Below are 25,490 nucleotides of genomic sequence, written 5' to 3'. Positions count from 1 at the left end.
CATGGCCACAATATTTCCGCTAATTCTGGTAATTGCTACGTTTGTTACGGGCATTATTTGGGCCTTAGATAAGTTTCACTGGGAAAAGCAGCGCGAACTAAAACTGCAGGATGCTCGCACCGCTGCAGGTGGCGACTTGCCTAACGATGCAGAAGAAAAGATAACCACACCACCAAGCTGGATTGAGAATGGTCGCTCGGTGTTTCCGGTTATTGCGATTGTGATGGTGCTGCGTTCGTTTATTTACGAGCCTTTCCAAATTCCTTCTGGCTCGATGATGCCCACGCTGTTAGTGGGCGACTTTATCTTGGTTGAAAAGTTTGCTTACGGCTTAAAAGATCCAGTTACTCGTAGCACTATTGTTGAAACTGGTTCGCCTGAACGTGGTGATATTGCGGTATTCAAGTACCCTCAAGATACCCGTATTGATTACATTAAGCGCATTGTTGGCCTGCCTGGCGACAGAGTGATATATCGTGGTAAGCAGCTGTTTATTCAACCTAAGTGTGAAGCTAAACCTTGTCCTGAGCTAAAACCTGTACCCTTGGATTTTGAAGTTTCGGGGCGTTTTAAACAAGGTCCAATGGCTCTAGAGAATTATCGAGAGAGCCTAGCAGAAGTTGAGCACGAGATTTTGATAAATCCTGCAGCACCAGATCGTGTGCAATACTTCTATCAACAGCCGGGCACGGCTAAAGATGAGTGGATTGTACCAGAAGGCCACTATTTAGCCTTCGGTGACAACCGTGATAACAGTACCGATAGTCGCTACTGGGGGTTTGTATCAGACGACCACTTAGTGGGCAAAGCGGTAGCAATATGGATTAGCTTTGAATTTGAGCGTGCTGAAGATTCAGTATTACCGGGATGGATACCCACAGGTGTTCGATTTAATCGCATTGGCGCGATCAAGTAGGTAGATGATGATTAGCTCAAACCCAGAACGCTTGCAGCGTGCTATAGGGTATACATTTAAAGATGACAGTTTATTGCACCTAGCGCTTACTCACCGCAGTGCTGGTGGCGTGCATAACGAGCGTCTCGAGTTTTTAGGGGATGCAGTGCTTAGTTGGGTAATTGCCGACGAACTGTATCACCGCTTTCCAGATGTGTCGGAAGGCGATTTAAGCCCCATGCGCTCAACCTTAGTAAAGGGGAAAACCCTAGCTGAGTTAGCGCGCAGTTTTGAATTAGGCGAGTATATTAAGCTTGGTCCTGGTGAATTGAAAAGCGGTGGTTTTCGCCGTGAGTCAATATTGGCCGATGCCGTTGAAGCTATTATCGGCGCTGTATATTTAGATAGCGGTAACGATAGCGCCAAAGAAATGCTTTTGCGTTGGTATAAAGATCGCTTAAATACTATAGAACCAGGCCTTAGCCAGAAAGATCCTAAAACTAGATTGCAAGAAATACTACAGTCTAGAAAGCAAGCCTTACCTGATTATCAAGTCGTTGAAATTAAAGGCGAAGCTCATAATCAGCAATTTACCGTAAGCTGCTCAGTAGAAGGTTTGGAAAAGCCTATTATTGGGATTAGCACTAGCCGCCGCAAGGCCGAGCAGGTGGCGGCTGAATTGGTATTGGAGCGTTTAGTATGAACTATGATACCCGTTGTGGCTTTGTAGCCATTGTTGGTCGTCCAAATGTGGGTAAATCGACCTTACTGAATGCTATTTTAGGCCAAAAGGTAAGCATTACATCTAAAAAGCCACAAACTACGCGCCACCGTATTTTGGGCATTGATACCGATGATATTTATCAAACAATTTTTGTTGATACGCCGGGTTTACACATTGAAGAACAGCGGGCAATTAACCGCTTAATGAACCGAGCTGCTACCAGTTCGCTGGGCGATGTTTCGATGGTGATCTTTGTGGTTGAAGGTACCAAGTGGAACCCCGATGATGAGTTGGTTTTAGGCAAGTTGCGCCACTTGAAAGTGCCAGTTGTATTGGCAATTAACAAAGTGGATAACGTACAAGAAAAAGAAGAGCTGTTTCCGCACATGCAAATGATGCAGGAGAAATTCGACTTTTCTCATATTCTGCCTATTTCCGCTAAGCAGGGGAAAAATGTTGAACAGCTGCGTGATTGGGCACAGCAAACCTTGCCTGAGAACGTGCACTTCTTCCCAGAAGATTACATTACCGATCGCTCTTCACGCTTTATGGCGGCAGAAATTGTGCGTGAAAAGTTGATGCGATTTACTGGCCAAGAACTACCATATTCTACCACCGTAGAAATTGAGCAGTTCAAAATGCAAGAAAACGGTGTTTACCAAATTAACGCACTTATTTTGGTAGAACGCCCTAGTCAAAAGCGCATGATTATTGGCAGTAAAGGCGATAAGTTAAAAACCATCGGTAAAGAAGCCCGTCTAGACATGGAGCGTTTGTTTGATAACAAAGTATTCTTGGAGATGTGGGTTAAAGTTAAATCTGGTTGGGCTGACGACGAACGCGCTTTGCGTAGTCTAGGTTACGGAGACGAATAAGCTTGCCTGAACAGGCACTCACACCCGCGTTTGTTATTCATACGCGGCCATATCGAGAAACCAGTTTGTTAGTTCAGCTGTTTACCCTCGAATATGGCAAAGTGAGTGCTGTGGCTCGCGGGGCTAGAGCGAAACGCTCTAAGTGGCGAGGCATATTGCAACCCGGCGTTCCTCTATTAGTTGAGCTTAGTGGTAAAGGCAGTTTACGTAACTTTAAGCAGGTTGAAGCCAGTAATTTAGCGCTACCGCTGTTTGGACAATATCTTTATAGCACCCTTTACCTTAATGAGCTGCTCTATTACTTGCTGGAAGAAAATACCGCTTATCCAAACTTGTATCATCATTATCAAGACAGCTTAATGGCCTTAGCCAAACAACAGCCTTTAGAGGGGTGTTTGCGCGAGTTTGAGCTGTTGTTGGTGGCTGAATTGGGTTTTGCCCTAGCCGAGCCGCAAGAATTCGCTCAAGGTCTTAGCTATCAATACCGGTTGCATGAAGGTTTTGTGGTTAGCAACAGCCGCTTTTCGCAGGTGGAATTTAGCTATCAGGAAATACTTATGTTATTAGCTTTTGACCCACAGCAAGCACAACACTTATTATGTGCCAAAAGATTTTGTCGAATTGTGATTGCCCAACTGCTCAATGGCAGAGAGTTGACCAGTCGCAAATTGTTCAGTCAAATTAAAACTACCAATAGAGCCTTCAATTAAGGCCTTGTTGAAAAAGGAATATTTGTGAGTGAGATTTTATTAGGCGTAAATGTTGATCATATCGCCACACTTCGCCAAGCACGCGGCACGACATACCCAGATCCTGTGCTTGCTGCTGGTATTGCCGAGATGGCTGGCGCTGATGGTATTACCATTCATTTAAGAGAAGACCGTCGTCATATTGTTGACCGTGATGTTGCTATCATGAGTCAAACGGTGCAAACCCGCTTAAACCTAGAAATGGCTGTTACCGACGAGATGGTAGCCATTGCTTGTGAGCACAAACCTCACTTTGTGTGTTTGGTGCCAGAAAAGCGTGAAGAGTTAACCACCGAAGGTGGTCTGGATGTTGTTGGCAATCTTGAAAAAATCACCGAAGCTGTTACTAAGCTAACTGACGCGGGTATTTTAGTTTCGCTATTTATCGATGCCGATGATGAGCAAATTGATGCTTCTACTGCATCTGGTGCGCCATTCATTGAGCTACACACTGGTCATTATGCCGATGCCGAAGATGAAGCCGAGCAGCAAGCTGAACTGAAAAAGATTGCCGCTGCGGCCAGTTATGCTGCAGACAAAGGCTTAAAAGTAAATGCTGGCCATGGCTTGCATTACCATAATGTATTGCCGATTGCTGCTATGCCAGAAATTATTGAACTTAACATTGGTCATGCGATTATTGCTCGTGCAGTAATGGTTGGCATGGATGCAGCCGTGCGTGAAATGAAAACCTTGATGGTTCAAGCTCGCCAAGGTGAAGCATAAACTGTGGCGATTGTAGGTTTAGGTACCGATATCGTTCAAGTAGAGCGAATAGCCAATAGCAAGCAAATGCATGCATTGGCTAAGCGGGTATTAACCGAAGCTGAATTTGCGCGGTTTGAGCAACATGCTGCCCCAGCGCGTTTTTTAGCAAAACGATTTGCTGCCAAAGAAGCAGCTGCAAAAGCACTGGGAACAGGAATTGCCAAAGGTGTTGGTTTTCAACAAATAGAAGTATCCAATAACCAATTTGGCAAACCTGAGTTGGTATTTAGCGGCGCTGCAATGGCCTTGTGCGAGAAGCTTGAGGTAAGCAGCCAGTTTATTAGTATTAGTGATGAGCGTGACTACGCGGTAGCTACCGTAGTACTAGAGCGCTAATTAGGAGAAGAACATTGGTTGAACGATATCGCGTTCAGTTAGACCTGTTTGGTCTAATGAAGTTATTAGCCTTGGTAGGTTTTGGTGTGGGTGTGATTGCTGGTTTGGCATTACTTATTTATACGGTAATGAATGGTGGCAACATTATTCAGGCAATATTGCCTATGATTATTTCGCCGTTTAGTAATGCGTTAGTAACAGCCTTATTTGGTTTGGTTAGCTACCCATTTTATAACTGGTACTGTAATCGTAATCGCGGTCAAGTATTAACCGGTCGCTTCCTTAAAGAGCAAGAAGCTAATCAAGATATTTAGTGAGCTTGCTAACAATGATTGCCAAAGAAAAAAGCCGCATAATAGCGGCTTTTATTTTGCGCCAAATACCTTGGAAGCTTAGCTTAGCTGCTGATTTAACTGCTTGGCAGCCTGTTTGACCTTTTCAATTTCATCACTTAGTTCCAACAACTCAGGCTCAACTTGAGCAACATCACCGTGCTGACGTAGGCTATCTTCAATGGTGGTTGTAAGTGACTCTAAGCGCTTACAACCACTATATGCACAACCTCCGCGGAAGCGATGAACTAGCAGCACAAACTCATCCGCATTAATTTGCTGATTCAGTATCTGCTCGATTGCTTCTTCTATCTCTACAAAGCTGTCTTGCAACATAACAAACATATCTATGGCTAATGCTTGGTTGTTGTTAGCGCGTTGCATGGCTAGCTGCCAAGACAGGCTGGCATTTTCAAACTCAATGGTTTTGGGTTGATCCAAGGTGGCGGCAAAGTCTTCTCGGCTAAGCAATTTAGCATTGGGTTGCCAGCGGTGGATAAGCTTCTCTAGTGACGATTCATCTATGGGTTTTGCTAGGTAATCATCAACACCTTGCCCCAATAGCTGCTCTTTTTCGCCGGCTAGAGCATGCGCAGTAACCGCGATAATTGGGGTTTGTTCATTTTTACTGTTCTGGCGAATTTTTTGGGTAGCGCTAATGCCATCTAAAATCGGCATTTGGATATCCATTAAGATGAGATCGTAACTTTCTTCTTCAGCTTTAGTGATGGCTTCTAAGCCATTAGTACAGGTATCAACTTGGGTAACCAGTTCATGCAGCATTGCTGATATAAGTTTTAAGTTTGCTGCGTTGTCATCTACCGCTAGCACCTTTAACACCAGTTTTGAGCGGGAAACTTTTGCCATTGGTGTAACAACATCATTTACAGCAATCTTCTCATCAACTAATGCTTGCGCCAGTTTGCGATGGTTAATTGGCTTACTCATGCAGTGTTTAGCACCTGCTTCAATAACCCGTTGGTGAATATCTGGATCGCTGGAGTTGATTAATACAATCACTTCCGAGCTACGCTCTAGCGCTTCGGCTATTTTCTTTTGTAAGGGCTCGAGTGTTTGCCAGTCGCTATGGCCAATGATTACTGTACCTGAGAAGTCTTTTATCGCGCTTTGCCATTGAGCATCGTCAGTTGCGGTTTGCAGTGGCAATTGCCACTGTTGGGCTAAACCGCTAATCACAGACTGGCTGACTTGGTGTGGTTCATATAGCAACACAGATAGCTGACTTAGCGCGGTTAGTGGCAGCGGGGCTCCCAGTACCATGTTGGCCTGCTCTAAGTGAATATCGAAACTAAACACTGCGCCTTTTTCCGGCTCGGAGCTTAGTTTGATATCGCCACCCATGTGTTGAACCAGCTTTTGAGTAATGACTAAGCCTAAACCGGTGCCGCCGTATTCGCGGTTAATACTGGTATCTGCTTGTTTAAAGGCCTGGAATAGTTGCGATTGCTGTTCTTTAGAAATACCAATGCCAGTATCTTTCACCGCAGCATTAAGCACTACTTGCTGGCCTTGTTGCTTGATTAAACTAATCACAACGGTAATTTCACCCTGATGGGTAAACTTAATGGCATTGCCCAGTAGGTTAGTGAAAACTTGTTGTAAACGCAGTGGGTCGCCACGTAAACCTTCTGGCACACTAGGTTCTATCAGCAAGTTAAGTTCTAAGTTTTTATCTTGAGCACTTGGTGCTAGTAGTGTTACCACGTCGTTGATGGTATCGCGGAAGTTAAAATCAATGCGCTCGAGCTTGAGTTTTCCTGCTTCTAGTTTAGAGAAATCAAGAATGTCATTAATGATGGCAAGTAGATTGTTGGCTGACTTTTCAATGGTAAGCAGGTAGTCGGCTTGATTACTGTTTAGCTGAGTTTTAAGCAATTGACGAGCAAAGCCAATGACACCATTTAACGGAGTTCTTAATTCGTGGCTCATGTTAGCTAAGAATTCCGATTTCGCCTTAGCGCCTTGTTGCGCCTCTTTTTTGGCAATATCTAATTCAATGTTTTGAATTTCAATCTGTTCAAGCGTTTCACGCAAATCACTCGTGGCTTGATCAATGCTTTGGTGCATTTCCTCATGATATTCGGCTAGCGATTTAGCCATGGAGTTAATACCGTGTTTCAGCAACCCCAACTCGCCGGTGTAACTGCCATCAACACGGGCATCTAAGCGACCTTGGCGGATCCGGTCAACAATGTTCACCATGTTGGTAATGGGTTGGGTAACTTGCTTACTTAATTGGAAGGCGAATAACACACTAATGAGTACGCCAAATAACACAATAAACAGCGCTACCGTGGTATCCCTAAACTGCAGCAGTAAGGCGCGGTCTTTGTTGTACTGCATTGAGATGTAACCCAGCAGCTCTGGTTTTCCGTTACTAAAGGCGGCAAAACTACCTTCGGCTTCGGCCCAGATTGGTGCACGCAAAATAATTCGATTGGGGTAAATTTCTACCTGAGTTGATTGCGGCAGCGGTAATTCTGGATCGCTTTGTAGCAAGCGAATATTGCGGTGGTAGTTACTGGTTACAAAAAGTTGGTTGTGTTTATCGTACACTGCAATACTTTTAATTAACGGTGACATTTTTCGATGAGTAACGCTAATCAGCGATTTTACTTTTTCCCGGTTATAGCGGCTTAGGCCAACTTCACTGGCGATGGCGAGAGGCTCAATAACATTAACACCCTGCTCGATAACAAAGTTATCTAATTGCTGATTTCGATTAAAGGTGAAGTAGCTCGCCAACAAGATACCGACAAAAAGTGTAGGTATAATAGTGAGAATATATACGCGGGCGCGTAAGCCATACTTGGTCATAAACGTTTCTTATGGGAAAATGACATGGTTCCAATCGCTTATGATGACATAAGCCCGTCCTTTTTTGTATTCACCGAGTAAATAAGTCTCTTCTATGGCCCAATTTTTTAAAGCAAAAGCAAAATCAACCTCGATAAAGGCAATTAGAGACGCTCAGGTTCTAGCGCTTGATCACCATTTAAACGGAGTGGTAAAACACCAAGGCAAAACCTATTTTGTTGACGAGGTGTTGCCTGGAGAGCGGGTTGATGTGTTGCCTAGTGCTAAATCGGGACCAGCTAAGTTACTTAAACGTTTAAATGATGCGCCCCAGCGCATCGAGCCAGCTTGTCAGTTCTACCAACAGTGTGGCGGATGCCGTGCCCAGTATTTGTCGGCTCAGGCTCAGCGAGATTACAAACAAAGAGCGGTAGCTGAACTCATCAGCCGCCAGTCTGGTTATCAAGACTTACCCGAGTTTGAAATATTAAGTGGAGATGATTGGCATTACCGACGCGCTACACGTTTGAGCACTTGGTTTGATAAGCAGCGTGGTTGGCAGCTTGGTTTTCGTAAAAAGTCCAGTAAAGACATTGTGGCTATATCAGAATGCATTGTGCTTAAACCGCAACTGTCGGCTCTACTGGTGCCCCTTCAGCAATTATTAAAAACATGGCCAAAGTCTATCAATTTAGGTCATATCGAGCTTATTAACTGCCAGCCGAGAATTGTTTGTCGGATCCGTGTTCGTAACCAGCCTTCCGATAAAATTGCAGCGCAATTACGTAGCTTTGCTCAGCAATATTCCATAGCACTTGTCATCGCTACCGATGAGCAATCGAGCTATTTGTTGGGGGAGCAGGCTTACTACGATTTGGCTGAACAGGATTTGCGCTTAGCCTTCACGCCCGGTGATTTCATTCAAGTGAATGAAGCCATGAATCAAGCTCTGGTTTCTCAGGCTTTAGAGTGGTTACAGCCTTGTGCAGAAGACCAAATACTGGATTTGTATGCCGGTATTGGTAATTTTAGCTTGGCTCTGGCGCAAAAAGCGCAGCAAGTGATTGCGGTTGAAGGTGTTGCTGCAATGACTAAGCAAGTGCTAGCTAATGCTGAGGCAAATGGTTTAAGCAACGTTAGTGCATTTAGCGGCGATTTAGAGCAAGTTGAAACCGCTAAAGCTTGGCAGAAAACCAAGGTTAATAAAGTATTACTCGACCCTGCTCGAGCAGGAGCAAAACTAGCCATTTCACAGGTTGCCAAGCTTAGTCCAAGCACCGTAGTATATGTCTCATGTAATCCTGCTACCTTAGCCAGAGATGCCAAAGTGCTTAAACAGGCGGGTTATCGCTTAAGTAAGTTGGCGTTAGTAGACATGTTCGCACACACTGAACATGTAGAAACAATGGCTTTATTTGAACGTTAATGGTTGATGAGCAACCTGTGTTGGTAGCATTGATATAGGAATTTTTGTTGTATGGTTTCGGTACGAGAAACACATCTAAATGAACAACTTTTATTTGATGAGAATCAGTGGGTTGCTAGCCTTGATATTGCGGTAGAAGATCAACAGCACTTGTTTGCCGCCAGCAACTACTTTCGTGCTTTAGAAGCAGATAAAGACCAAGTCCATCGTTGTTTAACCAAGGGTAAGGAGATGGTGGAAATCTTGGTTACCCTTAACATGGATTTGCCTACCCTAGAAGCTGCGTTGTTATTTCCGTTTGTTGATGCTGGTTTACTAGCAGAAGAAAAACTTAGCCCACAATTTAGTGATGAAGTGATCAAGTTGCGTCACGATGCGGCGCAAATGGACGCGATGAAGGCGCTAAGAACCGGTCAAAACAAAAGCCTGTCATCTGGGCAAATAGATAATGTGCGACGGATGCTGCTGGCCATGGTGGGGGATGTTCGCGCTATTGTGATCAAGCTGGCCGAGCGTATTTGCTTCTTACGAGAAGTAAAAAATGAAGAAGAAGAGATCCGCGTATTAGCGGCCAAAGAAAGCCAGGACATTTATGCTCCGCTAGCGAACCGTTTGGGGATAGGCCAATTAAAGTGGGAGTTAGAAGATTTTACCTTTCGCTACTTGCATCCGGTCACCTACAAACAAATTGCTAAGCAGCTAGATGAAAAACGCCTTGCAAGAACCCAGTATATCGATGATTTTGTGGCTAAGTTGCAGCAGGATATTGAAGCTGCAGGCATTGATGCACAAGTTTATGGTCGCCCAAAACATATTTACAGCATTTGGCGAAAAATGCAGAAAAAAGACTTATCTTTCGATAAGTTGTTTGACGTGCGTGCAATTAGGATTGTGGCCGAAAAACTGCAAGATTGTTACGCCATATTAGGCATAGTACACACCTCCTGGCACCATATCCCCAGCGAGTTTGACGACTATGTTGCCAATCCAAAGCCGAACGGTTATCAATCTATTCACACCGTGGTGATTGGACCAGAAGGCAAGTCGATAGAGGTTCAAATCAGAACCAAGCAAATGCATGAAGAGTCTGAGCTTGGCGTGGCCGCTCACTGGAAGTACAAAGAGGGTGGCAGCGGCGGTCGAAATGACTTCGAAGATAAAATTGCTTGGTTGCGTAAGCTATTAGCATGGCAAGACGATATTGCCGAAAATGGTGCAATGCTTGAGGAGCTGCGCTCTCAAGTATTTGACGACCGGGTATATGTATTCACCCCAAGCGGTGAAGTGATTGATTTGCCAGCCGGCTCCACGCCTTTAGACTTTGCCTACTATGTGCATAGCCAAGTGGGGCACCGCTGTATTGGCGCCAAAATTGGCGGCAGAATTGTCCCTTTCACATACCAGTTACACACTGGTGAGCAAGTCGAGATTATTACTCAAAAAGAATCTAGCCCCAGCCGCGATTGGCTTAATCCCAATTTGGGCTATGTGAAGTCCTCGCGAGCGCGCAATAAAATAGCTACCTGGTTTAAAAAACAAGACAAAGACAAAAACCAAGTTGCCGGTAAAGAGCTGCTTGAAGCAGAGTTACATAAACATGGTTTTAAACTGAGTGATGCTGAGCTGTGTGTAGAGCGTTTCAATGTTAAGAATCTCGAAGATTTGCTGGCTGCTGTTGGCGCGGGTGATGTAAAACTAAGTCAATTGATTCACCATTTGCAGGCCACGCTCAATAAGCCAACTGCAGAAGAAGAAGATCGCCAAGCATTAGAAACCATTGCCAAAAAGGCAGAGCATCACGGCCAAAAGAAAAAACGGGCTAAAGATTCCATCGTGGTAGATGGCGTTGGTAACCTGATGACTCATATCGCTAAATGTTGTCAGCCTATTCCGGGTGACAGTATTAAAGGCTTTATTACCCAAGGGCGTGGTATTTCTATCCATAGTCACGACTGTGAACAGCTTGCTGAGTTAGTGAGTCGCACACCAGAGCGAGTTATTGATGCAGTATGGGGCGACAATACTGCCAGCAGTTATAGTTTAACCATTCGCATTATTGCCAATGATCGAAGTGGTTTGTTACGTGATGTAACCACTGTGTTGGCTAACGACAAAGTGAATGTGATGGGGATGCAAAGCCACTCAGATGTAAAAAGCCAAACCGCTACCATTGATATGGAAATAGAGATTTATAACTTGGAAACCTTATCGCGGGTATTAGCCAAAATAAATCAGCTTAACCATATTATCGAAGCGCGCCGTTTACGTTAACTAGTCAGGAATTTTCATTTCAATGTCACAACGCCCTTATAGCATAGAGACGCTGTTAAGCATTATGACGCAGCTGCGCGACCCAGAAACCGGTTGCCCTTGGGACCAAAAGCAAGATTGGCAAAGTATTGTTCCTTATACCATTGAGGAAACCTACGAGCTGGCAGATGCAATTAGCCAAGCTTTAGAGCAAGCAGATTTTTCAGAAGTGAAGCTTGAGTTAGGTGATGTGCTATTTCAGGTGGTGTTCTATGCACAGTTTGCTAAAGAGCAGGGTGATTTTGATTTTGCCGATGTGGTTGATGGTATTTGTGAAAAGCTTATTCGCCGTCATCCCCATGTTTTCACTGAACAAGCTTTTAAGAATGAAGCGGCCATTAAAGCTAATTGGGAAGCTGAAAAAGCTAAAGAGCGCGCCAGTAAAGCGCAATCTAGCAGCGTGAGTGTTTTAGACGATGTTCCCTTGGCGCTTCCGGCTTTAAGTCGAGCGCAAAAACTACAAAAGCGTTGTGCTAATGTGGGTTTTGATTGGCCAGATGTGGCTCCTGTTATTGATAAGGTAGAAGAAGAGTTAGTGGAAGTTAAGCAAGCCATTGCCGAGAAGAATCAGCAAGATATTGCTGAAGAAATCGGTGATTTGTTGTTTTCTTGCGTAAATTTAGCCCGAGCTTGTGATTTTGATGCAGAAGACTTACTACGTTCTGCTAACCAAAAGTTTACCCGTAGATTCCAAGGCGTTGAAGCGCTGGCAAGGGATTCGGGGAAAAACTTAGAAAGTATGAGCCTTTCAGAGATGGATGCGCTGTGGGATAAAGTGAAAGAAAATTACAAAAATTGATTTACAACAAAACCACTAAATCTTAGTCTTGATAGAGTGACATTGATTGTGGTGTTAAAGAGGCTTTGCTATACTATGCCCCCGTCCAAGTATCGCAGATACGCCCTTAACACATCCAACTTCTCAGGTTAGACATGACAACAAAGTACATTTTCGTCACTGGAGGCGTAGTATCCTCCTTGGGTAAAGGTATTGCCGCTGCATCATTAGCTGCGATCCTCGAAGCTCGCGGTCTTAAAGTGACCATTATGAAGCTTGACCCGTACATTAACGTTGATCCCGGCACTATGAGCCCGATCCAACACGGCGAAGTATTTGTAACCGAAGATGGCGCTGAAACTGACTTAGATTTGGGTCACTACGAGCGTTTCATTCGTAACAAAATGACTAAGCGCAATAACTTCACTACGGGTCGTGTTTATTCTGATGTACTGGCTAAAGAACGTCGTGGAGATTACTTAGGCGCAACTATCCAGGTGATCCCTCATATCACTAACGCAATTAAAGAGCGTGTTGTGGCGGGCGGCGAAGGTGTAGATGTAGCCATTGTTGAAATTGGTGGCACCGTGGGTGACATCGAATCGCAACCTTTCTTAGAAGCTATTCGTCAATTAGGTACCGAGATTGGCCGCGAACGCGCCATGTACATGCACCTTACCTTAGTTCCATATTTAGGTGCCGCTGGCGAAGTAAAAACTAAGCCTACTCAGCACTCGGTTAAAGAGTTGCGTTCTATCGGTATTCAGCCTGACATTCTTATTTGTCGTAGTGACCGTGCAATTCCTGCTAATGAGCGAGCTAAGATCGCTTTGTTCACTAACGTGCCAGACCGTGCGGTAATCTCCTTAAAAGATGTTGATAGCATCTACAAAATTCCAGCATTGCTTAAGTCTCAAGGCTTAGACGCTCTAGTGACCGAACGTTTCGGTATAGAGTGCGAAGAAGCTGATTTGAGCGAGTGGGAACAAGTTATTTACGAAGAAGCTAACCCAACCAATGAGATTGTTATTGGTATGGTGGGTAAGTATGTTGAATTACCTGACGCTTATAAATCAGTTAATGAAGCGCTAAAACACGGCGGACTTAAAAACCGTTTAAGTGTGAAAATTCAATATGTAGATTCTCAAGATCTTGAAGTAAAAGGCACCGATGTACTAAAAGACTTAGATGCGATTTTAGTACCAGGCGGCTTTGGCGAGCGTGGCGTAGAAGGCAAGATTTTGGCCGCACAATATGCTCGTGAGAACAATGTACCTTACTTGGGTATTTGTTTAGGCATGCAAGTAGCGTTAATTGAATACGCTCGTAACGTAGCTGGCTTAAAAGGTGCCCACTCAAGTGAGTTTGACCCTAAATCAAAACACCCTGTAGTTGGTTTAATTACCGAGTGGATTGATGAAGACGGTAAAGTAGAAACTCGTGATGTAGATTCTGACCTAGGCGGCACAATGCGTCTTGGCTCGCAGCTTTGTCACTTAACCAAAGGGTCTAAGGTGGCAGAGTTATATGGCAGCGTAGAGATTTATGAGCGCCATCGCCATCGTTATGAAGTTAACAATACTTTATTGCCAAAAATTACCGCGAAAGGCTTACAGGTAACTGGTCTTTCTTCGGATAAAAAGTTAGTAGAAATCATAGAAAACCCAGCTCACCCTTGGTTTGTGGCAGCACAATTCCACCCTGAATTCACGTCTACGCCTCGCGATGGACATCCGTTGTTTGCAGGTTTTGTAAAGGCAGCTGGTGAATTTAATAAAGCTCGCTAGACTCAATTAGCGAGTAATGTTTTTTAGAGAGTTAGAAGTTCATTTATATAGAGGAAATTAGTAATGTCTAATATCGTAAAAGTACTTGGTCGCGAAATCATGGATTCACGCGGTAACCCAACTGTAGAAGCTGAAGTACACCTAGCTGACGGTTCTATCGGTATGGCTGCTGCTCCATCTGGCGCATCAACTGGTTCACGTGAAGCCCTAGAATTACGTGACGGCGATAAAGCTCGTTACTTAGGCAAAGGTGTATTAAAAGCAGTTGAAGCTGTAAACGGCCCAATCGCAGAAGCACTTGCTGGTAAAGACGCATTGGCTCAAGCTGAGCTTGACCAAATCATGATCGACCTAGACGGCACTGACAACAAAGCTAACTTTGGTGCTAACGCTATCCTAGCTGTATCTCTAGCTGCTGCTAAAGCTGCTGCTGCTTCTAAGAAAGTACCACTATACGCTCACATCGCTGACCTAAACGGTACTTCAGGTGTTTACTCTATGCCTCTTCCAATGATGAACATCATCAACGGCGGCGAGCACGCAGATAACAGCGTAGACATCCAAGAATTTATGATTCAGCCAGTTGGCGCTGCTAACTTCCGTGAAGGCCTTCGTATGGGCGCTGAAGTATTCCACAGCCTAGCTAAAGTTCTTAAAGCTGGTGGTCACTCAACTGCTGTTGGTGACGAAGGTGGTTTCGCTCCAAACCTAGAGTCAAACGAAGCTGCACTTGCTGCAATTAAAGAAGCTGTTGCTGGTGCGGGTTACGAGCTAGGTAAAGACATCACTCTAGCTATGGATTGTGCTGCTTCTGAGTTCTACGACAAAGAAGCTAACATCTACGACCTTAAAGGCGAAGGTAAGAAATTCACTTCAGAAGAGTTCAACTTCTTCCTTAAAGATCTTACTGAACAGTACCCAATCGTATCTATTGAAGACGGCTTAGACGAGTCTGATTGGGACGGTTTTGCTCACCAAACTAAACTTCTAGGTGACAAAATCCAATTAGTTGGTGACGATTTGTTCGTAACTAACACTAAGATCCTTAAGCGTGGTATCGACAACGGCATCGCTAACTCTATCCTAATTAAATTCAACCAAATCGGTTCTTTAACTGAAACTTTGGCTGCAATTAAAATGGCTAAAGACGCTGGCTTCACTGCTGTTATCTCTCACCGTTCAGGCGAGACTGAAGATGCAACTATCGCTGACCTAGCTGTTGGTACTGCTGCTGGCCAAATCAAAACTGGTTCACTAAGCCGTTCTGACCGTGTTGCTAAGTACAACCAACTTCTACGTATCGAAGAAGCTCTAGGTTCAAAAGCACCTTACAACGGTCTTAAAGAAGTTAAAGGCCAGTAATTCTTTTGAATTAAGCCGATAGCTTTAAAAATCCTCGCACTAGCGGGGATTTTTTTTGCCTAGGATTTAGATAAATAACACGCTGCTTATGGAGTAACAAACGGCTTTATGGGATTATCTCTGTTAGGGAGGAACCATGCGTTCGTTTAAGATTTTACTGATATTGATTGTTTTGCTGTTGCAGTATCAACTGTGGTTTGGCAAAAACTCGCTTAATGACTACTTCGCGCTGCGTGAAGAGGTCACCAAGCATGACTTAGCAAATCAAGAATTAGCGCAGAGAAACTCGGTGTTAGTTGCCGAAATTGCTGATCTACGCAGTGGTTTAGACGCGGTAGAAGAGCATGCGCGTAATGAACTTGGCATGATTAAGCAGGGTGAAACTTTTTATCGCATAATTCCGTCCTCAGAAATAGAACAATAAGTGGCTCCGAGTATCAACATTTCATGAAATCTGAATGCAAGCAATATACTGCGCTGTTACCTGCCGCAGGTATTGGTAGTCGTATGCAAGCCTCGCTTCCTAAACAGTATTTACGTTTAGGTGAGCAGACCATTTTAGAAACTACCGCCAAGGTCTTTTTATCCCACCCTGCAATTAAAAACTTAATCATTGTATTGCACCCCAACGACACTTGGTTTTACCAATTACCCTTAGCCAAAGACGGACGCATTAATACGGTGGTTGGTGGTGATGAGCGGGCTGACTCTGTGTTAGCTGGGCTCAAGGCGGCTAAGCAAGATGAATGGATTTTAGTCCATGATGCGGCCAGACCTTGTATTACCCAAAGTGACATTAGCAAATTAATTAGCGCCGTAGAGCAACAGCAATGTGGTGGTATTTTAGCCACTCAAGTTCGCGATACGATGAAACGCGGTGCCGATGGCAAAATTGCCCAAACGGTATCTAGAGAACAGCTTTGGCATGCATTAACCCCACAAATGTTTAAGGTTAAGCAGCTTAAAGACAATATACAAAATGCCTTGTTAACTGGCACAGCGATTACCGATGAAGCGTCTGCTATGGAGTGGGCGAACTGCCCGGTGAGTTTAGTGACAGGGCGTAGCGATAACATTAAAGTGACTTGCCCAGAAGATTTGGCCTTAGCAAAATGGTTTATCAGCCAGCAACAGAATGAAGAGGAAATATAATTGAGTATTCGCATTGGCCACGGTTTTGACGTTCACAAGTTTGGTGGTGAAGGCCCATTAATGGTTGCTGGTGTCGCCATTCCTTACGAGCAAGGATTTGTTGCTCACTCTGATGGCGATGTTGCTCTTCACGCTTTATGTGACGCTTTGTTAGGTGCACTAGCCTTGGGCGATATCGGTCACCATTTCCCCGACAATGATGAGGCATATGCCGGCATCGACTCGCGAATTTTATTACGCCAAGTGGTCGCGCAGATATTTGAGCGCGGCTTTAAACTGGCAAATCTTGATTTAACCATTGTGGCTCAAGCACCTAAGATGGCGCCGCACATAGAAGCCATGCGGCTAAATATTGCAGAAGACTTGCAGGCCGATATAAGCCAAATTAATGTAAAAGCCACAACAACCGAAAAGCTTGGTTTTGAAGGGCGTAAAGAAGGTATCTCTAGTCATGCCGTTGTATTACTGGAGAAAATTAAGTGAGTGATTACCTAGAGCAAATTAACCAGCTCAATTATCTCCATGGTAAACCACAAAGCAGCGGTATCTTAAAGCAACAAGCCGCTGATTTTTGTGTGGATGAAGTATTGCCCTTTGAGTTTAGTGGCGATGGCGAACACATGATGGTGAAGGTGGAAAAAACCGGTGAAAATACTTCATGGGTGGTAAAAATGCTGGCCGAAGCCTGCCAAGTAAGCCCTAAAGTGATTAGCTACGCGGGTTTAAAGGATCGCCACGCGGTAACAACTCAATGGTTTAGTATTCAGTTGCCCGGAAAGCCTAATGTTGAGTTACCCGAGCTGTTGGGCGATGGGGTAAAAGTTGTTGCCGTTGAGCGGCATAACCGAAAGCTAAAACGCGGGGCCTTGTCTGGAAACAATTTTAAGATCCGTTTGCGTGATGTATCAGATGCGAAAGATGCGTTAATCCGCGCAGAGTTAGTTGCAAAAGCGGGAGTGCCAAATTACTTCGGAGCGCAGCGTTTTGGACGAGGCGCCAGCAATATAGACAGTGCTTTAGCTATGTTTGCCGGTAAGCGCATTAAAAACCGCGATAAACGCAGTATTTACCTCTCGGCCGCGCGTAGCTTAGTGTTCAACCGAGCTGTGAGTGAACGAATCGCCCAGCAGCATTTTTCTGAAGTACTAACTGGTGATGTGATGAAATTTGCTAGCAGCAATGCTTATTTTGTCGCTGAGCAAGTTGATGCAGATATTGTTGAGCGTTTCCAGCAAGGCGAAATTGAGCTTTCTGCACCTATGGTTGGGAAGGGGGAGTTAGCTTGCTTAGAGGATGCTTTGCGTTTTGAGCAAAGCGTACTGAGTCTCTACCCTCAAATTATTACAGGCTTAAATGAAGCAGGTTTGAAGATGGAGCGCAGGGCTTTGGCTCTTAAACCACAACAGTTTAGCGCGAAGCTTGATGGTAATGACTTAGTACTGAGCTTCTACCTAAGTGCAGGAAACTACGCAACAAGCATATTGCGTGAAATAGTAAATTGCCAAGGTGAAGGTCATGACCATATTAGTGAGTAATGATGATGGTATTCATGCACCTGGCATTCAATGCTTAGCGCAGTGCTTAAAGCAACTAGCGCCGGTGTTAACGGTTGCCCCAGACCGCAATTGTAGCGGTGCCAGTAACTCTTTAACTCTAGAAAATCCCTTACGCATTGTGCACTTAGATGAACAAACTATCTCTGTTAAGGGGACGCCCACAGATTGCGTGCATCTGGCGATTAACGAGTTAGTGGATGAGCTACCAGAACTCGTGGTGGCGGGTATTAACGCAGGAGCCAACCTTGGTGATGACGTACTATATTCTGGTACCGTTGCTGCAGCAATGGAAGGAAGAAACTTGGGTTTACCAGCAATTGCTGTATCGTTAGTAGGCAGTGAAGGGAAGCACTATCAAACCGCTGCAGAAGTAACTTTAAAGTTGATTAAGCAACTGCGCGAGCATGCCTTACCGAGTAATCAAATTCTTAATGTGAACGTTCCTGATTTGCCAATGGAGCAGATTAAGGGCGTAAAGGTAACTCGGGCTGGCAGCCGGCATCGTGCAGAAGTGATGGTTAAACAACAAGATCCACGTGGCCACGATATTTATTGGCTTGGTCCACCTGGAGAAAAGCAAGATGCAGGTGAAGGCACCGACTTTCACGCTGTTGCTCAGGGCTATGTATCAATAACACCTTTAACAATAGATATGACAGCCCACAGCTTTATTGGCAAACTAGACACATGGATCAAGGATTGGGAGGCAAGGTAATGCAATTTGGCGAAAGCCCAAATAGTGTGAAATTGGTGAATCAACTACGTCAGCACGGTATACAAAATCAAGCCGTTTTGAACGCTATCGCTAAACTACCCCGACAGTATTTCATTGATGAAGCGCTTGCACATCAAGCTTGGGATAATACCGCTCTGCCAATTGGTCAAGGGCAAACCTTATCTCAACCTTATATTGTGGCCAAAATGACTGAAATATTGCTGCAAACTCAGCCAAAAAAAGTGCTCGAAATTGGCACCGGTTCGGGTTATCAAACTGCGGTTTTAGCTTCTTTAGTCGACCAAGTTTACTCAGTTGAACGGATTAAAACCTTGCAGTTTCAAGCCAAACGCCGCTTAAAAATGCTCGATTTACATAATGTTGCAACAAAACATGGCGATGGTTGGCAAGGTTGGGCAAGCAAAGGGCCATTCGACGCAATTATTGTAACTGCCGCTGCAGCAGCTATTCCTCAAGCGTTAGTTGAGCAATTGAGTGTAGGTGGCCAAATGATTATTCCAGTAGGTGAGCAACAGCAGCAACAGTCGCTTATCTTAGTAGAAAAACAAACCCAAGGTTTTACCCAACGTAATCTTGAACCCGTTCGTTTTGTTCCTTTAATTAATGGTGAATTAGCGTGAAAATTTTTAGTGCCTTATACGATAGAGTGATGACGTGGTCTGAGCACCGCCATGCGGTACGTTATCTTTCAGGGATGAGTTTTATAGAATCTATCTTTTGGCCTATTCCTGTCGATGTCATGCTGGCGCCTATGGCGCTATCTCGCCCTAATAAAGCGTTACGCTTTGCTATGTTGGCGACTATTTTCTCAGTATTAGGGGCGGCTTTGGGTTATGCCTTAGGTCAGTTTTTCTACGAGCCTCTTGTGGAGCCGCTGATTAAATCGGTCGGCTACCAGCATAAAATGGATGTGGCCTTTGAATGGTTTGAAAAGTGGGGGGTATTAGTAATTTTTGTGGCTAGCTTCACCCCAGTTCCATACAAAGTCTTCACCTTAACTGCCGGTATTCTGAATATGGCATTTATCCCGTTTTTGCTTATCTCTTTAGTTGGGCGCGGTATGCGCTTCTACTTGGTGGCTGGCTTGATGATGTGGGGCGGCGAAAAAATGGAAGCTCAATTGCGTAAATATGTAGAAATTTTAGGTTGGTTAGTTGTGGTTTTAGCTGTGGTAGCGTACTTGATGCTTCGTTAACACTATGAATTACTGGCGTTATTTGGGCTTAGTGTTTCTCGTTTGCTTGCTACAAGGGTGTAGTCGAGAAGGCGGCCCCGCGCCAGTTACTAATGCAGGAACTTATAACGAAGAGACTCGAGGTGTCCTAAATAGCTCCAGTTATAAAGTAAAAAAGGGCGAAACACTGTACTCGATTGCTTGGCGGGCTGGGATCGACCCCGAACAATTAGCAAAAAGAAATAATATTCCGCCTCCATACACAATATATGTTGGTCAAACTATAAATCTGAAAGCTAGCAGTGTTAAAACCAGTAAAGCTAAAACCAATAAGCATAAAACTGTGAAGCCGCAAGTTAAAGATGTTAATAAATCGTCAAAAGAACTTGAATCAACGTCAACAAAGGCATACGCTAAAAACTCGCCGAAAGTTACCGTGAAGGCTCAAACCGGTCCCGTCAAAGGCTGGGTTTGGCCAACAAAAGGCAAGATTATCAAGGGTTTCTCTAACAAAGAGAATGGTAATAAAGGCCTAGATATTCGCGGTAAGCAAGGCCAAAAAATCGTAGCTTCAGCACCGGGTCGAGTGGTGTATGCAGGAAGTGCATTACGGGGTTACGGAAAACTAATAATAATAAAACACAATGATGATTATTTAAGTGCTTACGCTCATAACAGTCGTTTACGTGTCAAAGAAAAACAGCAAGTAGTAGTAGGGCAACATATCGCCGATATGGGCGATACAGGAACAACCGATACGCGATTACATTTTGAGATCCGTTTCAAAGGAAAGTCAGTAGATCCAGCTAAGTATCTACCGGCACTCTAGCCTAGATTGCACATAACAATAATAGCAATCAGGTCTTGTTCAGGGAGGTTATGCTATGACCCAAGTAAAAACTGCTGTAAAACTTAAAAGCGTTTCAACAGAAAATTCGAAGAATCAAACTGTTGATAAAAAATCAGATAAAGACGACATCATGCAAGCCGATGTTTCCAAGAGTTTAGATGCTACTCAGCTCTATCTTGGCGAAATTGGTTTCTCTCCATTACTTACCGCCGAAGAAGAAGTCCTATATGCCCGCCGCGCCCTTAGAGGTGATGAAGCCGCGCGTAAAAGAATGATTGAAAGTAATCTTCGCTTGGTAGTAAAAATTGCTCGCCGCTACAATAATCGTGGTTTAGCACTGCTAGATTTAATCGAGGAAGGGAACCTTGGTTTGATCCGAGCAGTGGAAAAATTTGACCCCGAGCGTGGTTTCCGATTCTCTACCTATGCTACATGGTGGATTCGTCAAACCATCGAACGAGCAATCATGAATCAAACTCGAACTATTCGACTACCGATTCATGTGGTGAAAGAACTAAATGTTTATTTACGTACTGCACGTGAATTAGCACACCGTTTAGATCACGAACCAACCGCCGAGGAGATTGCTGAAACGCTAGATCGTCCGGTTGAAGATGTCACTAAGATGTTACGTCTAAACGAACGCATCAGCTCAGTTGATACGCCTATCGGTGGGGATAATGACAAAGCCTTGCTTGATATCATTTCAGATGAGAATGACCACGGACCAGAACACCGAACCCAAGACGACGATATGAAAAATAGTATCGTTGGTTGGTTAGGAGAGTTAAATAGCAAACAACGCGAAGTATTAGCACGTCGCTTTGGTTTACTTGGTTATGAAGCGTCTACGCTGGAAGATGTTGGCCGTGAGATAGGCTTAACTCGCGAGCGTGTTAGACAAATTCAGGTTGAAGCGCTACGTCGCTTACGTGACATACTTTCTCTACAGAATCTATCTATAGATTCGCTGTTTAAAGTGTAGATAAAGAAATATTAGATAATAAAAAGGAAGCTTAGGCTTCCTTTTTTAGTTGTTGAATGAACATGTAGTTTAATGGCTCTGCTGTTTTAGTTTATACAATAAATCTAAAGCTGCTTTAGGAGTTAGTTCGTTGGGGTCGAGCTGTTTAAGCTGCTCAACAACCGGGTGAGGTTCTGGTTCGCCTAAGTCCATGTTTAACTGAGCAGCTAAGTCTCCATTCACTGCATTTGAGCCAGCAGGCTCAATCGCCTCAAGTTGTTTGAGCTTTCGTTTCGCTTGGTTGATGACTGCTTTTGGAATGCCAGCAAGAGCAGCTACTTGCAAGCCATAGCTTTTACTCGCCGCGCCATCTTGTACTTGATGCATAAATGCGATGGTGTCTTGATGTTCAACCGCGTCTAAATGCACATTAGCTACCCCTTCCAACAATTCTGGAAGCTGAGTTAACTCAAAATAGTGAGTAGCAAAAAGCGTTTGTGATTTAATTTTAGCTAATGCCTGCGCGACAGCCCAAGCTAATGACATACCATCATAAGTGCTTGTTCCTCGGCCAATTTCATCCATCAGTACTAGGCTATTGGCTGTGGCGTTGTGTAATATATTTGCAGTTTCAGTCATCTCGACCATAAAGGTAGAACGACCACTTGCCAGATCATCAGACGCACCAATACGAGTGAAAATCTTATCTATTGGTCCAAGCTCTGCGCTATCAGCCGGAACATAACTTCCCATGTAAGCCATCAAACAGATAAGTGCTGTTTGGCGCATATAGGTCGATTTACCGCCCATGTTAGGGCCTGTAACTATTAATAGCTGGCGCTGTTTGTATAGCTGAACTGGGTTGGCAATAAATGGTGTTTCATTTACATGCTCTACAACCGGGTGACGGCCGCCTTGGATACTAATACCTGAGTTTTTCACAAAGCTTGGGCGAGAGTAGTTTAGGCTTTCGGCTCTTTCTGCCAAACAAGCTAAAACATCTAGTTGAGCAATGGCTTGAGCACTTTGTTGCATTTTGTTTAGCTCTGGCATTAACAGGTCGAGTAGTTGCTCGTATAACTGTTTTTCAAGGGCTAGTGCTTTACCTTGACTAGAAAGCACTTTTTCTTCGTGCTCTTTAAGCTCGGGGATGATGTAGCGCTCCATATTCTTTAAAGTTTGGCGACGAATATAGTGCTCAGGTACTTGTTCTGCATGGGCTCGGCTAACTTCGATATAAAAACCATGCACTTTGTTATAGCCAATTTTTAGATTAGCGATGCCAGTTTGTTCGCGCTCACGTTGTTCTATGTCACTTAAAAACTGAGTAGCCCCGTCACTTAAGTTACGCCACTCATCCAGTTCTTGGTTGTAGCCTGGCGCAATAACCCCACCATCTCGAATAAGTACTGGAGGGTTATCAATAATTGCATTTTGTAGCAGTGCTAGAGTCTCTGGAAACTCACCGATGTTTTTAGCTAAAGGGGCTAACGCTTGGCAGTTAAGTAAATAACTTTGCAGCTCGGGTAGTTGGTCAAAAGCATTGCGTAAGCGAGCAAGATCCCGAGGACGAGCAGAGCGCAGGGCTAAACGCGCCAAAATACGCTCAATGTCGCCTATGGATTTAAGAATGCTTTGAAGTTGCGGATAGAGGTCAGCACTTAAGATCTCGGCAATACAATCTTGGCGAGCGACAACTTCTTGCTGATTGCTCAACGGTTGATGGATCCAGCGGTTGAGCAAACGACTACCCATGGCGGTGGCGCTGCGATCTAAAATGGCGCTGAGAGTATTGTCATAAGTGCCGGCCAAGTTTCGAGTAAGCTCTAAGTTTTTGCGACTAGCTGCATCTAACTGAATAAACTGGCTTTGGCTTTCAATAATAATTGCATTGATATGTGGCAATGCGGTGCGCTGGGTATCCTGTACATATTGCAATAAGCAACCCGCTGCCGACAGGGCGAGGGGATATTCACTCACGCCAAAACCATCTAGATGACGAGTACCAAATTGCTGGTTTAGCACTTTTTCTGCTGTGGCTAAATCAAACTCCCACTCACCGCGTCGGCGTAGGCCTTTGTAGCTTTGCAAACTTGGGTAAAATTCAAAATCGTCGGGGTAGAGCAATTCGGCTGGGTTTAGTCTCTGTAGTTCGGCTTGAAGTTGATCCTCACCATTAAACTGATTGATAACGAAGCGACCACTGGCAATATCCAGATAAGCAAGACCAATTTGTTCCTGCTGATTCACAACGCTAACTAGTAAGTTGTCTTGCTTTTCCTCTAGTAGCGCTTCATCACTTACTGTACCAGGGGTGATGATTCTAACTACTTTGCGTTCGACGGGGCCCTTACTGGTAGCAGGATCGCCAATCTGTTCACAAATCGCGACTGACTCGCCTAATTGTACTAGTCGTGAAAGATAGTTCTCGGCCGCGTGATAGGGAATGCCTGCCATGGGAATCGGCGTACCGGCTGATTGTCCACGTTTGGTTAGCGAAATATCCATTAGTTCAGATGCGCGTTTTGCATCCTCATAAAACAACTCATAGAAATCGCCCATACGATAGAACAGCAGAATATCAGGGTGTTGCGCCTTTAAATTAAGGTACTGGCGCATCATTGGCGTATGTTTTTCTAGGTTTGTTTCAGTCATCAGCGTAATCGAATTATTGCTATTTAGTTGAACGAAGCTGCAAGGATAAAAGCTGCCAGCTAATTAGGCAAAACTCTTTTAGGAATTTTATGGAATAAACTTGATACTGTATGAATACCCAGTATACTACTGTTCAACAAGATAGTTAAAAGCACCTAACGAGGGCGATATGGATCAGAACAAACAAAAGGCATTAGCTGCGGCCCTAGGCCAAATTGAGAAGCAATTTGGTAAAGGCTCAATCATGAAGCTTGGTGATAACCGTACCATGGATATTGAAACCATTTCTACTGGTTCTTTATCAATTGATATTGCTTTGGGTGCGGGTGGCTTGCCAATGGGCCGTGTGATTGAAATCTATGGTCCTGAAAGTTCTGGTAAAACCACACTTACTTTAGAAGCTATCGCGCAAGCCCAAAAAGTGGGTAAAGTATGTGCGTTCGTTGACGCCGAGCATGCCTTAGACCCTATCTATGCAAAAAAGCTAGGTGTAGACGTAGACAACCTATTGGTATCTCAACCAGATACTGGTGAACAAGCTCTAGAAATTACCGATATGTTAGCCCGCTCTGGCGCTGTAGATATGATTGTTATTGACTCGGTGGCAGCCTTAACACCAAAAGCAGAAATTGAAGGTGACATGGGCGATAGCCACGTTGGCCTGCAAGCGCGTTTGATGTCTCAAGCATTACGTAAGCTAACTGGTACCCTCAAGCAAACTAACTGTATGTGTATCTTCATTAACCAAATTCGTATGAAGATTGGTGTAATGTTTGGTAACCCTGAAACTACTACTGGTGGTAACGCACTTAAATTCTACGCCTCGGTTCGCTTAGACATTCGCCGCATTGGCGCAGTAAAAGCTGGCGATGAAGTTGTTGGTAACGAAACTCGCGTTAAAGTGGTTAAAAACAAAATTGCACCACCGTTTAAGCAGGCTGAATTCCAGATTATGTATGGTGAAGGCTTTAACCGCTACGGTGAGCTGGTTGACCTAGGTGTTAAAGAGAAGCTGGTTGATAAAGCCGGTGCTTGGTTCTCTTACAAAGGCAATAAAATTGGTCAAGGTAAAGCAAATGCTTCTACCTACTTAAAAGAGCATCCAGAAGTTGCTCAAGAAATTGAGATGACGATTCGTAATAACCTGTTAAATAAGGTTGAGCTCGAAGAGCAAGAGCCTGCCGCTGAAGCGCCAGTCGATCAAGAAGCATAAGCGAGATAAAGGAGCCTAAGGGCTCCTTTTT

24 protein-coding genes are annotated in these 25,490 nt (G+C 44.3%); 22 read left to right on the top strand and 2 right to left on the bottom strand.

The genetic code is table 11. The annotated features are described in order from the left end of the window. Window position 1 precedes the first annotated feature (1 nt). Genes lepB through K5620_RS14780 form a run of 7 tightly spaced genes read left to right on the top strand, consistent with a single transcriptional unit; the run spans window position 2 to window position 4,661 of the window. The gene (gene lepB / locus K5620_RS14810) at window positions 2-916 is read left to right on the top strand and encodes a signal peptidase I (RefSeq protein ID WP_016402855.1); all 915 of its coding nucleotides are present in this window, start codon (window positions 2-4) and stop codon (window positions 914-916) included. A 7-nt stretch (window positions 917-923) separates the two neighbouring features. Next, on the top strand, window positions 924-1,598 hold the full coding sequence (gene rnc / locus K5620_RS14805; protein ID WP_016402854.1) for a ribonuclease III: 675 nt from the start codon (window positions 924-926) through the stop codon (window positions 1,596-1,598). Next, a complete protein-coding gene (era, locus tag K5620_RS14800) occupies window positions 1,595-2,494 on the top strand; it encodes a GTPase Era (protein ID WP_016402853.1) in 900 nt (299 codons plus the stop codon). Before rnc ends, era begins: the two co-directional genes overlap by 4 nt. Window positions 2,495-2,496: 2 nt before the next feature. Next, window positions 2,497-3,204 (top strand): DNA repair protein RecO, encoded by a 708-nt coding sequence (recO, locus tag K5620_RS14795; protein WP_016402852.1) that lies wholly within the window; start codon window positions 2,497-2,499, stop codon window positions 3,202-3,204. Window positions 3,205-3,228: 24 nt separating this feature from the next. Beyond that, on the top strand, window positions 3,229-3,969 hold the full coding sequence (gene pdxJ / locus K5620_RS14790; RefSeq protein WP_016402851.1) for a pyridoxine 5'-phosphate synthase: 741 nt from the start codon (window positions 3,229-3,231) through the stop codon (window positions 3,967-3,969). A gap of 3 nt (window positions 3,970-3,972) precedes the next feature. Beyond that, window positions 3,973-4,347, top strand: coding sequence for a holo-ACP synthase (acpS, locus tag K5620_RS14785; RefSeq protein WP_016402850.1), 375 nt, complete (start codon window positions 3,973-3,975; stop codon window positions 4,345-4,347). A gap of 14 nt (window positions 4,348-4,361) precedes the next feature. After that, window positions 4,362-4,661 carry a hypothetical protein gene (locus tag K5620_RS14780; protein ID WP_016402849.1) on the top strand — a complete coding sequence of 100 codons (300 nt, stop codon included), beginning with the start codon at window positions 4,362-4,364 and terminating at the stop codon, window positions 4,659-4,661. 78 nt (window positions 4,662-4,739) lie between these two features. Here the strand turns inward: K5620_RS14780 and barA are convergent, their stop codons facing one another. Next, a complete protein-coding gene (barA, locus tag K5620_RS14775; protein WP_016402847.1) occupies window positions 4,740-7,517 on the bottom strand; it encodes a two-component sensor histidine kinase BarA in 2,778 nt (925 codons plus the stop codon). A gap of 94 nt (window positions 7,518-7,611) precedes the next feature. Between barA and rlmD the strand changes: the two genes are divergently transcribed. The 14 genes from rlmD (at window position 7,612) to rpoS (ending at window position 21,612) form a co-directional block, all read left to right on the top strand. After that, on the top strand, window positions 7,612-8,922 hold the full coding sequence (gene rlmD, locus K5620_RS14770) for a 23S rRNA (uracil(1939)-C(5))-methyltransferase RlmD (RefSeq protein WP_016402846.1): 1,311 nt from the start codon (window positions 7,612-7,614) through the stop codon (window positions 8,920-8,922). Between the two features lie 51 nt (window positions 8,923-8,973). Further along, the gene (relA, locus tag K5620_RS14765; protein WP_016402845.1) at window positions 8,974-11,193 is read left to right on the top strand and encodes a GTP diphosphokinase; all 2,220 of its coding nucleotides are present in this window, start codon (window positions 8,974-8,976) and stop codon (window positions 11,191-11,193) included. Between the two features lie 22 nt (window positions 11,194-11,215). Continuing rightward, window positions 11,216-12,031: a nucleoside triphosphate pyrophosphohydrolase gene (gene mazG / locus K5620_RS14760; RefSeq protein ID WP_016402844.1), complete on the top strand. Its 816-nt coding sequence runs from the start codon at window positions 11,216-11,218 to the stop codon at window positions 12,029-12,031. Between the two features lie 134 nt (window positions 12,032-12,165). Next, the gene (gene pyrG / locus K5620_RS14755) at window positions 12,166-13,797 is read left to right on the top strand and encodes a CTP synthase (RefSeq protein ID WP_040307427.1); all 1,632 of its coding nucleotides are present in this window, start codon (window positions 12,166-12,168) and stop codon (window positions 13,795-13,797) included. A 63-nt stretch (window positions 13,798-13,860) separates the two neighbouring features. Continuing rightward, entirely contained in the window at window positions 13,861-15,159 is a 1,299-nt protein-coding gene (gene eno, locus K5620_RS14750) for a phosphopyruvate hydratase (RefSeq protein ID WP_016402842.1), read from the top strand. 136 nt (window positions 15,160-15,295) lie between these two features. Continuing rightward, entirely contained in the window at window positions 15,296-15,583 is a 288-nt protein-coding gene (ftsB, locus tag K5620_RS14745) for a cell division protein FtsB (protein ID WP_016402841.1), read from the top strand. A gap of 23 nt (window positions 15,584-15,606) precedes the next feature. Next, a complete protein-coding gene (gene ispD / locus K5620_RS14740; RefSeq protein WP_016402840.1) occupies window positions 15,607-16,311 on the top strand; it encodes a 2-C-methyl-D-erythritol 4-phosphate cytidylyltransferase in 705 nt (234 codons plus the stop codon). A 6-nt stretch (window positions 16,312-16,317) separates the two neighbouring features. Next, a complete protein-coding gene (ispF, locus tag K5620_RS14735) occupies window positions 16,318-16,794 on the top strand; it encodes a 2-C-methyl-D-erythritol 2,4-cyclodiphosphate synthase (protein WP_215426456.1) in 477 nt (158 codons plus the stop codon). Continuing rightward, the gene (gene truD, locus K5620_RS14730) at window positions 16,791-17,846 is read left to right on the top strand and encodes a tRNA pseudouridine(13) synthase TruD (protein ID WP_016402838.1); all 1,056 of its coding nucleotides are present in this window, start codon (window positions 16,791-16,793) and stop codon (window positions 17,844-17,846) included. The genes ispF and truD overlap by 4 nt, the downstream gene beginning before the upstream one ends. Further along, complete coding sequence (surE, locus tag K5620_RS14725; RefSeq protein WP_016402837.1) at window positions 17,827-18,582, top strand: 5'/3'-nucleotidase SurE; 756 nt, start codon at window positions 17,827-17,829, stop codon at window positions 18,580-18,582. Before truD ends, surE begins: the two co-directional genes overlap by 20 nt. Next, window positions 18,582-19,223, top strand: a complete 642-nt coding sequence (locus K5620_RS14720; protein WP_040307426.1) for a protein-L-isoaspartate(D-aspartate) O-methyltransferase — start codon at window positions 18,582-18,584, stop codon at window positions 19,221-19,223. Before surE ends, K5620_RS14720 begins: the two co-directional genes overlap by 1 nt. Continuing rightward, window positions 19,220-19,798 (top strand): YqaA family protein, encoded by a 579-nt coding sequence (locus K5620_RS14715; protein ID WP_016402835.1) that lies wholly within the window; start codon window positions 19,220-19,222, stop codon window positions 19,796-19,798. The genes K5620_RS14720 and K5620_RS14715 overlap by 4 nt, the downstream gene beginning before the upstream one ends. Before the next feature lie 4 nt (window positions 19,799-19,802). After that, window positions 19,803-20,606 (top strand): peptidoglycan DD-metalloendopeptidase family protein, encoded by an 804-nt coding sequence (locus tag K5620_RS14710; RefSeq protein ID WP_152781628.1) that lies wholly within the window; start codon window positions 19,803-19,805, stop codon window positions 20,604-20,606. 55 nt (window positions 20,607-20,661) lie between these two features. Further along, window positions 20,662-21,612, top strand: coding sequence for an RNA polymerase sigma factor RpoS (gene rpoS, locus K5620_RS14705; RefSeq protein ID WP_016402833.1), 951 nt, complete (start codon window positions 20,662-20,664; stop codon window positions 21,610-21,612). Window positions 21,613-21,681: 69 nt separating this feature from the next. Here the strand turns inward: rpoS and mutS are convergent, their stop codons facing one another. Continuing rightward, window positions 21,682-24,246 carry a DNA mismatch repair protein MutS gene (mutS, locus tag K5620_RS14700; RefSeq protein WP_016402832.1) on the bottom strand — a complete coding sequence of 855 codons (2,565 nt, stop codon included), beginning with the start codon at window positions 24,244-24,246 and terminating at the stop codon, window positions 21,682-21,684. 169 nt (window positions 24,247-24,415) lie between these two features. Here mutS and recA point away from each other — a divergent pair, with 169 nt between their 5' ends. Beyond that, window positions 24,416-25,459, top strand: a complete 1,044-nt coding sequence (gene recA / locus K5620_RS14695) for a recombinase RecA (protein ID WP_016402831.1) — start codon at window positions 24,416-24,418, stop codon at window positions 25,457-25,459. Window positions 25,460-25,490 lie beyond the last annotated feature (31 nt).

It is taken from the genome of Agarivorans albus (assembly GCF_019670105.1).
Taxonomy (GTDB): Bacteria; Pseudomonadota; Gammaproteobacteria; order Enterobacterales; family Celerinatantimonadaceae; genus Agarivorans; species Agarivorans albus.
This window is presented reverse-complemented; position numbering and strand designations above follow the sequence as displayed.

Coding starts and splice junctions, on each gene's coding strand:
- lepB (WP_016402855.1), top strand. CDS start 2: ATGGCCACAATATTTCCGCTAATTCTGGTAATTGCTACGTTTGTTACG.
- rnc (WP_016402854.1), top strand. CDS start 924: ATGATTAGCTCAAACCCAGAACGCTTGCAGCGTGCTATAGGGTATACA.
- era (WP_016402853.1), top strand. CDS start 1,595: ATGAACTATGATACCCGTTGTGGCTTTGTAGCCATTGTTGGTCGTCCA.
- barA (WP_016402847.1), bottom strand. CDS start 7,517: ATGACCAAGTATGGCTTACGCGCCCGCGTATATATTCTCACTATTATA.
- rlmD (WP_016402846.1), top strand. CDS start 7,612: ATGGCCCAATTTTTTAAAGCAAAAGCAAAATCAACCTCGATAAAGGCA.
- relA (WP_016402845.1), top strand. CDS start 8,974: ATGGTTTCGGTACGAGAAACACATCTAAATGAACAACTTTTATTTGAT.
- mazG (WP_016402844.1), top strand. CDS start 11,216: ATGTCACAACGCCCTTATAGCATAGAGACGCTGTTAAGCATTATGACG.
- pyrG (WP_040307427.1), top strand. CDS start 12,166: ATGACAACAAAGTACATTTTCGTCACTGGAGGCGTAGTATCCTCCTTG.
- eno (WP_016402842.1), top strand. CDS start 13,861: ATGTCTAATATCGTAAAAGTACTTGGTCGCGAAATCATGGATTCACGC.
- ftsB (WP_016402841.1), top strand. CDS start 15,296: ATGCGTTCGTTTAAGATTTTACTGATATTGATTGTTTTGCTGTTGCAG.
- ispD (WP_016402840.1), top strand. CDS start 15,607: ATGAAATCTGAATGCAAGCAATATACTGCGCTGTTACCTGCCGCAGGT.
- surE (WP_016402837.1), top strand. CDS start 17,827: ATGACCATATTAGTGAGTAATGATGATGGTATTCATGCACCTGGCATT.
- K5620_RS14720 (WP_040307426.1), top strand. CDS start 18,582: ATGCAATTTGGCGAAAGCCCAAATAGTGTGAAATTGGTGAATCAACTA.
- K5620_RS14710 (WP_152781628.1), top strand. CDS start 19,803: ATGAATTACTGGCGTTATTTGGGCTTAGTGTTTCTCGTTTGCTTGCTA.
- rpoS (WP_016402833.1), top strand. CDS start 20,662: ATGACCCAAGTAAAAACTGCTGTAAAACTTAAAAGCGTTTCAACAGAA.
- mutS (WP_016402832.1), bottom strand. CDS start 24,246: ATGACTGAAACAAACCTAGAAAAACATACGCCAATGATGCGCCAGTAC.
- recA (WP_016402831.1), top strand. CDS start 24,416: ATGGATCAGAACAAACAAAAGGCATTAGCTGCGGCCCTAGGCCAAATT.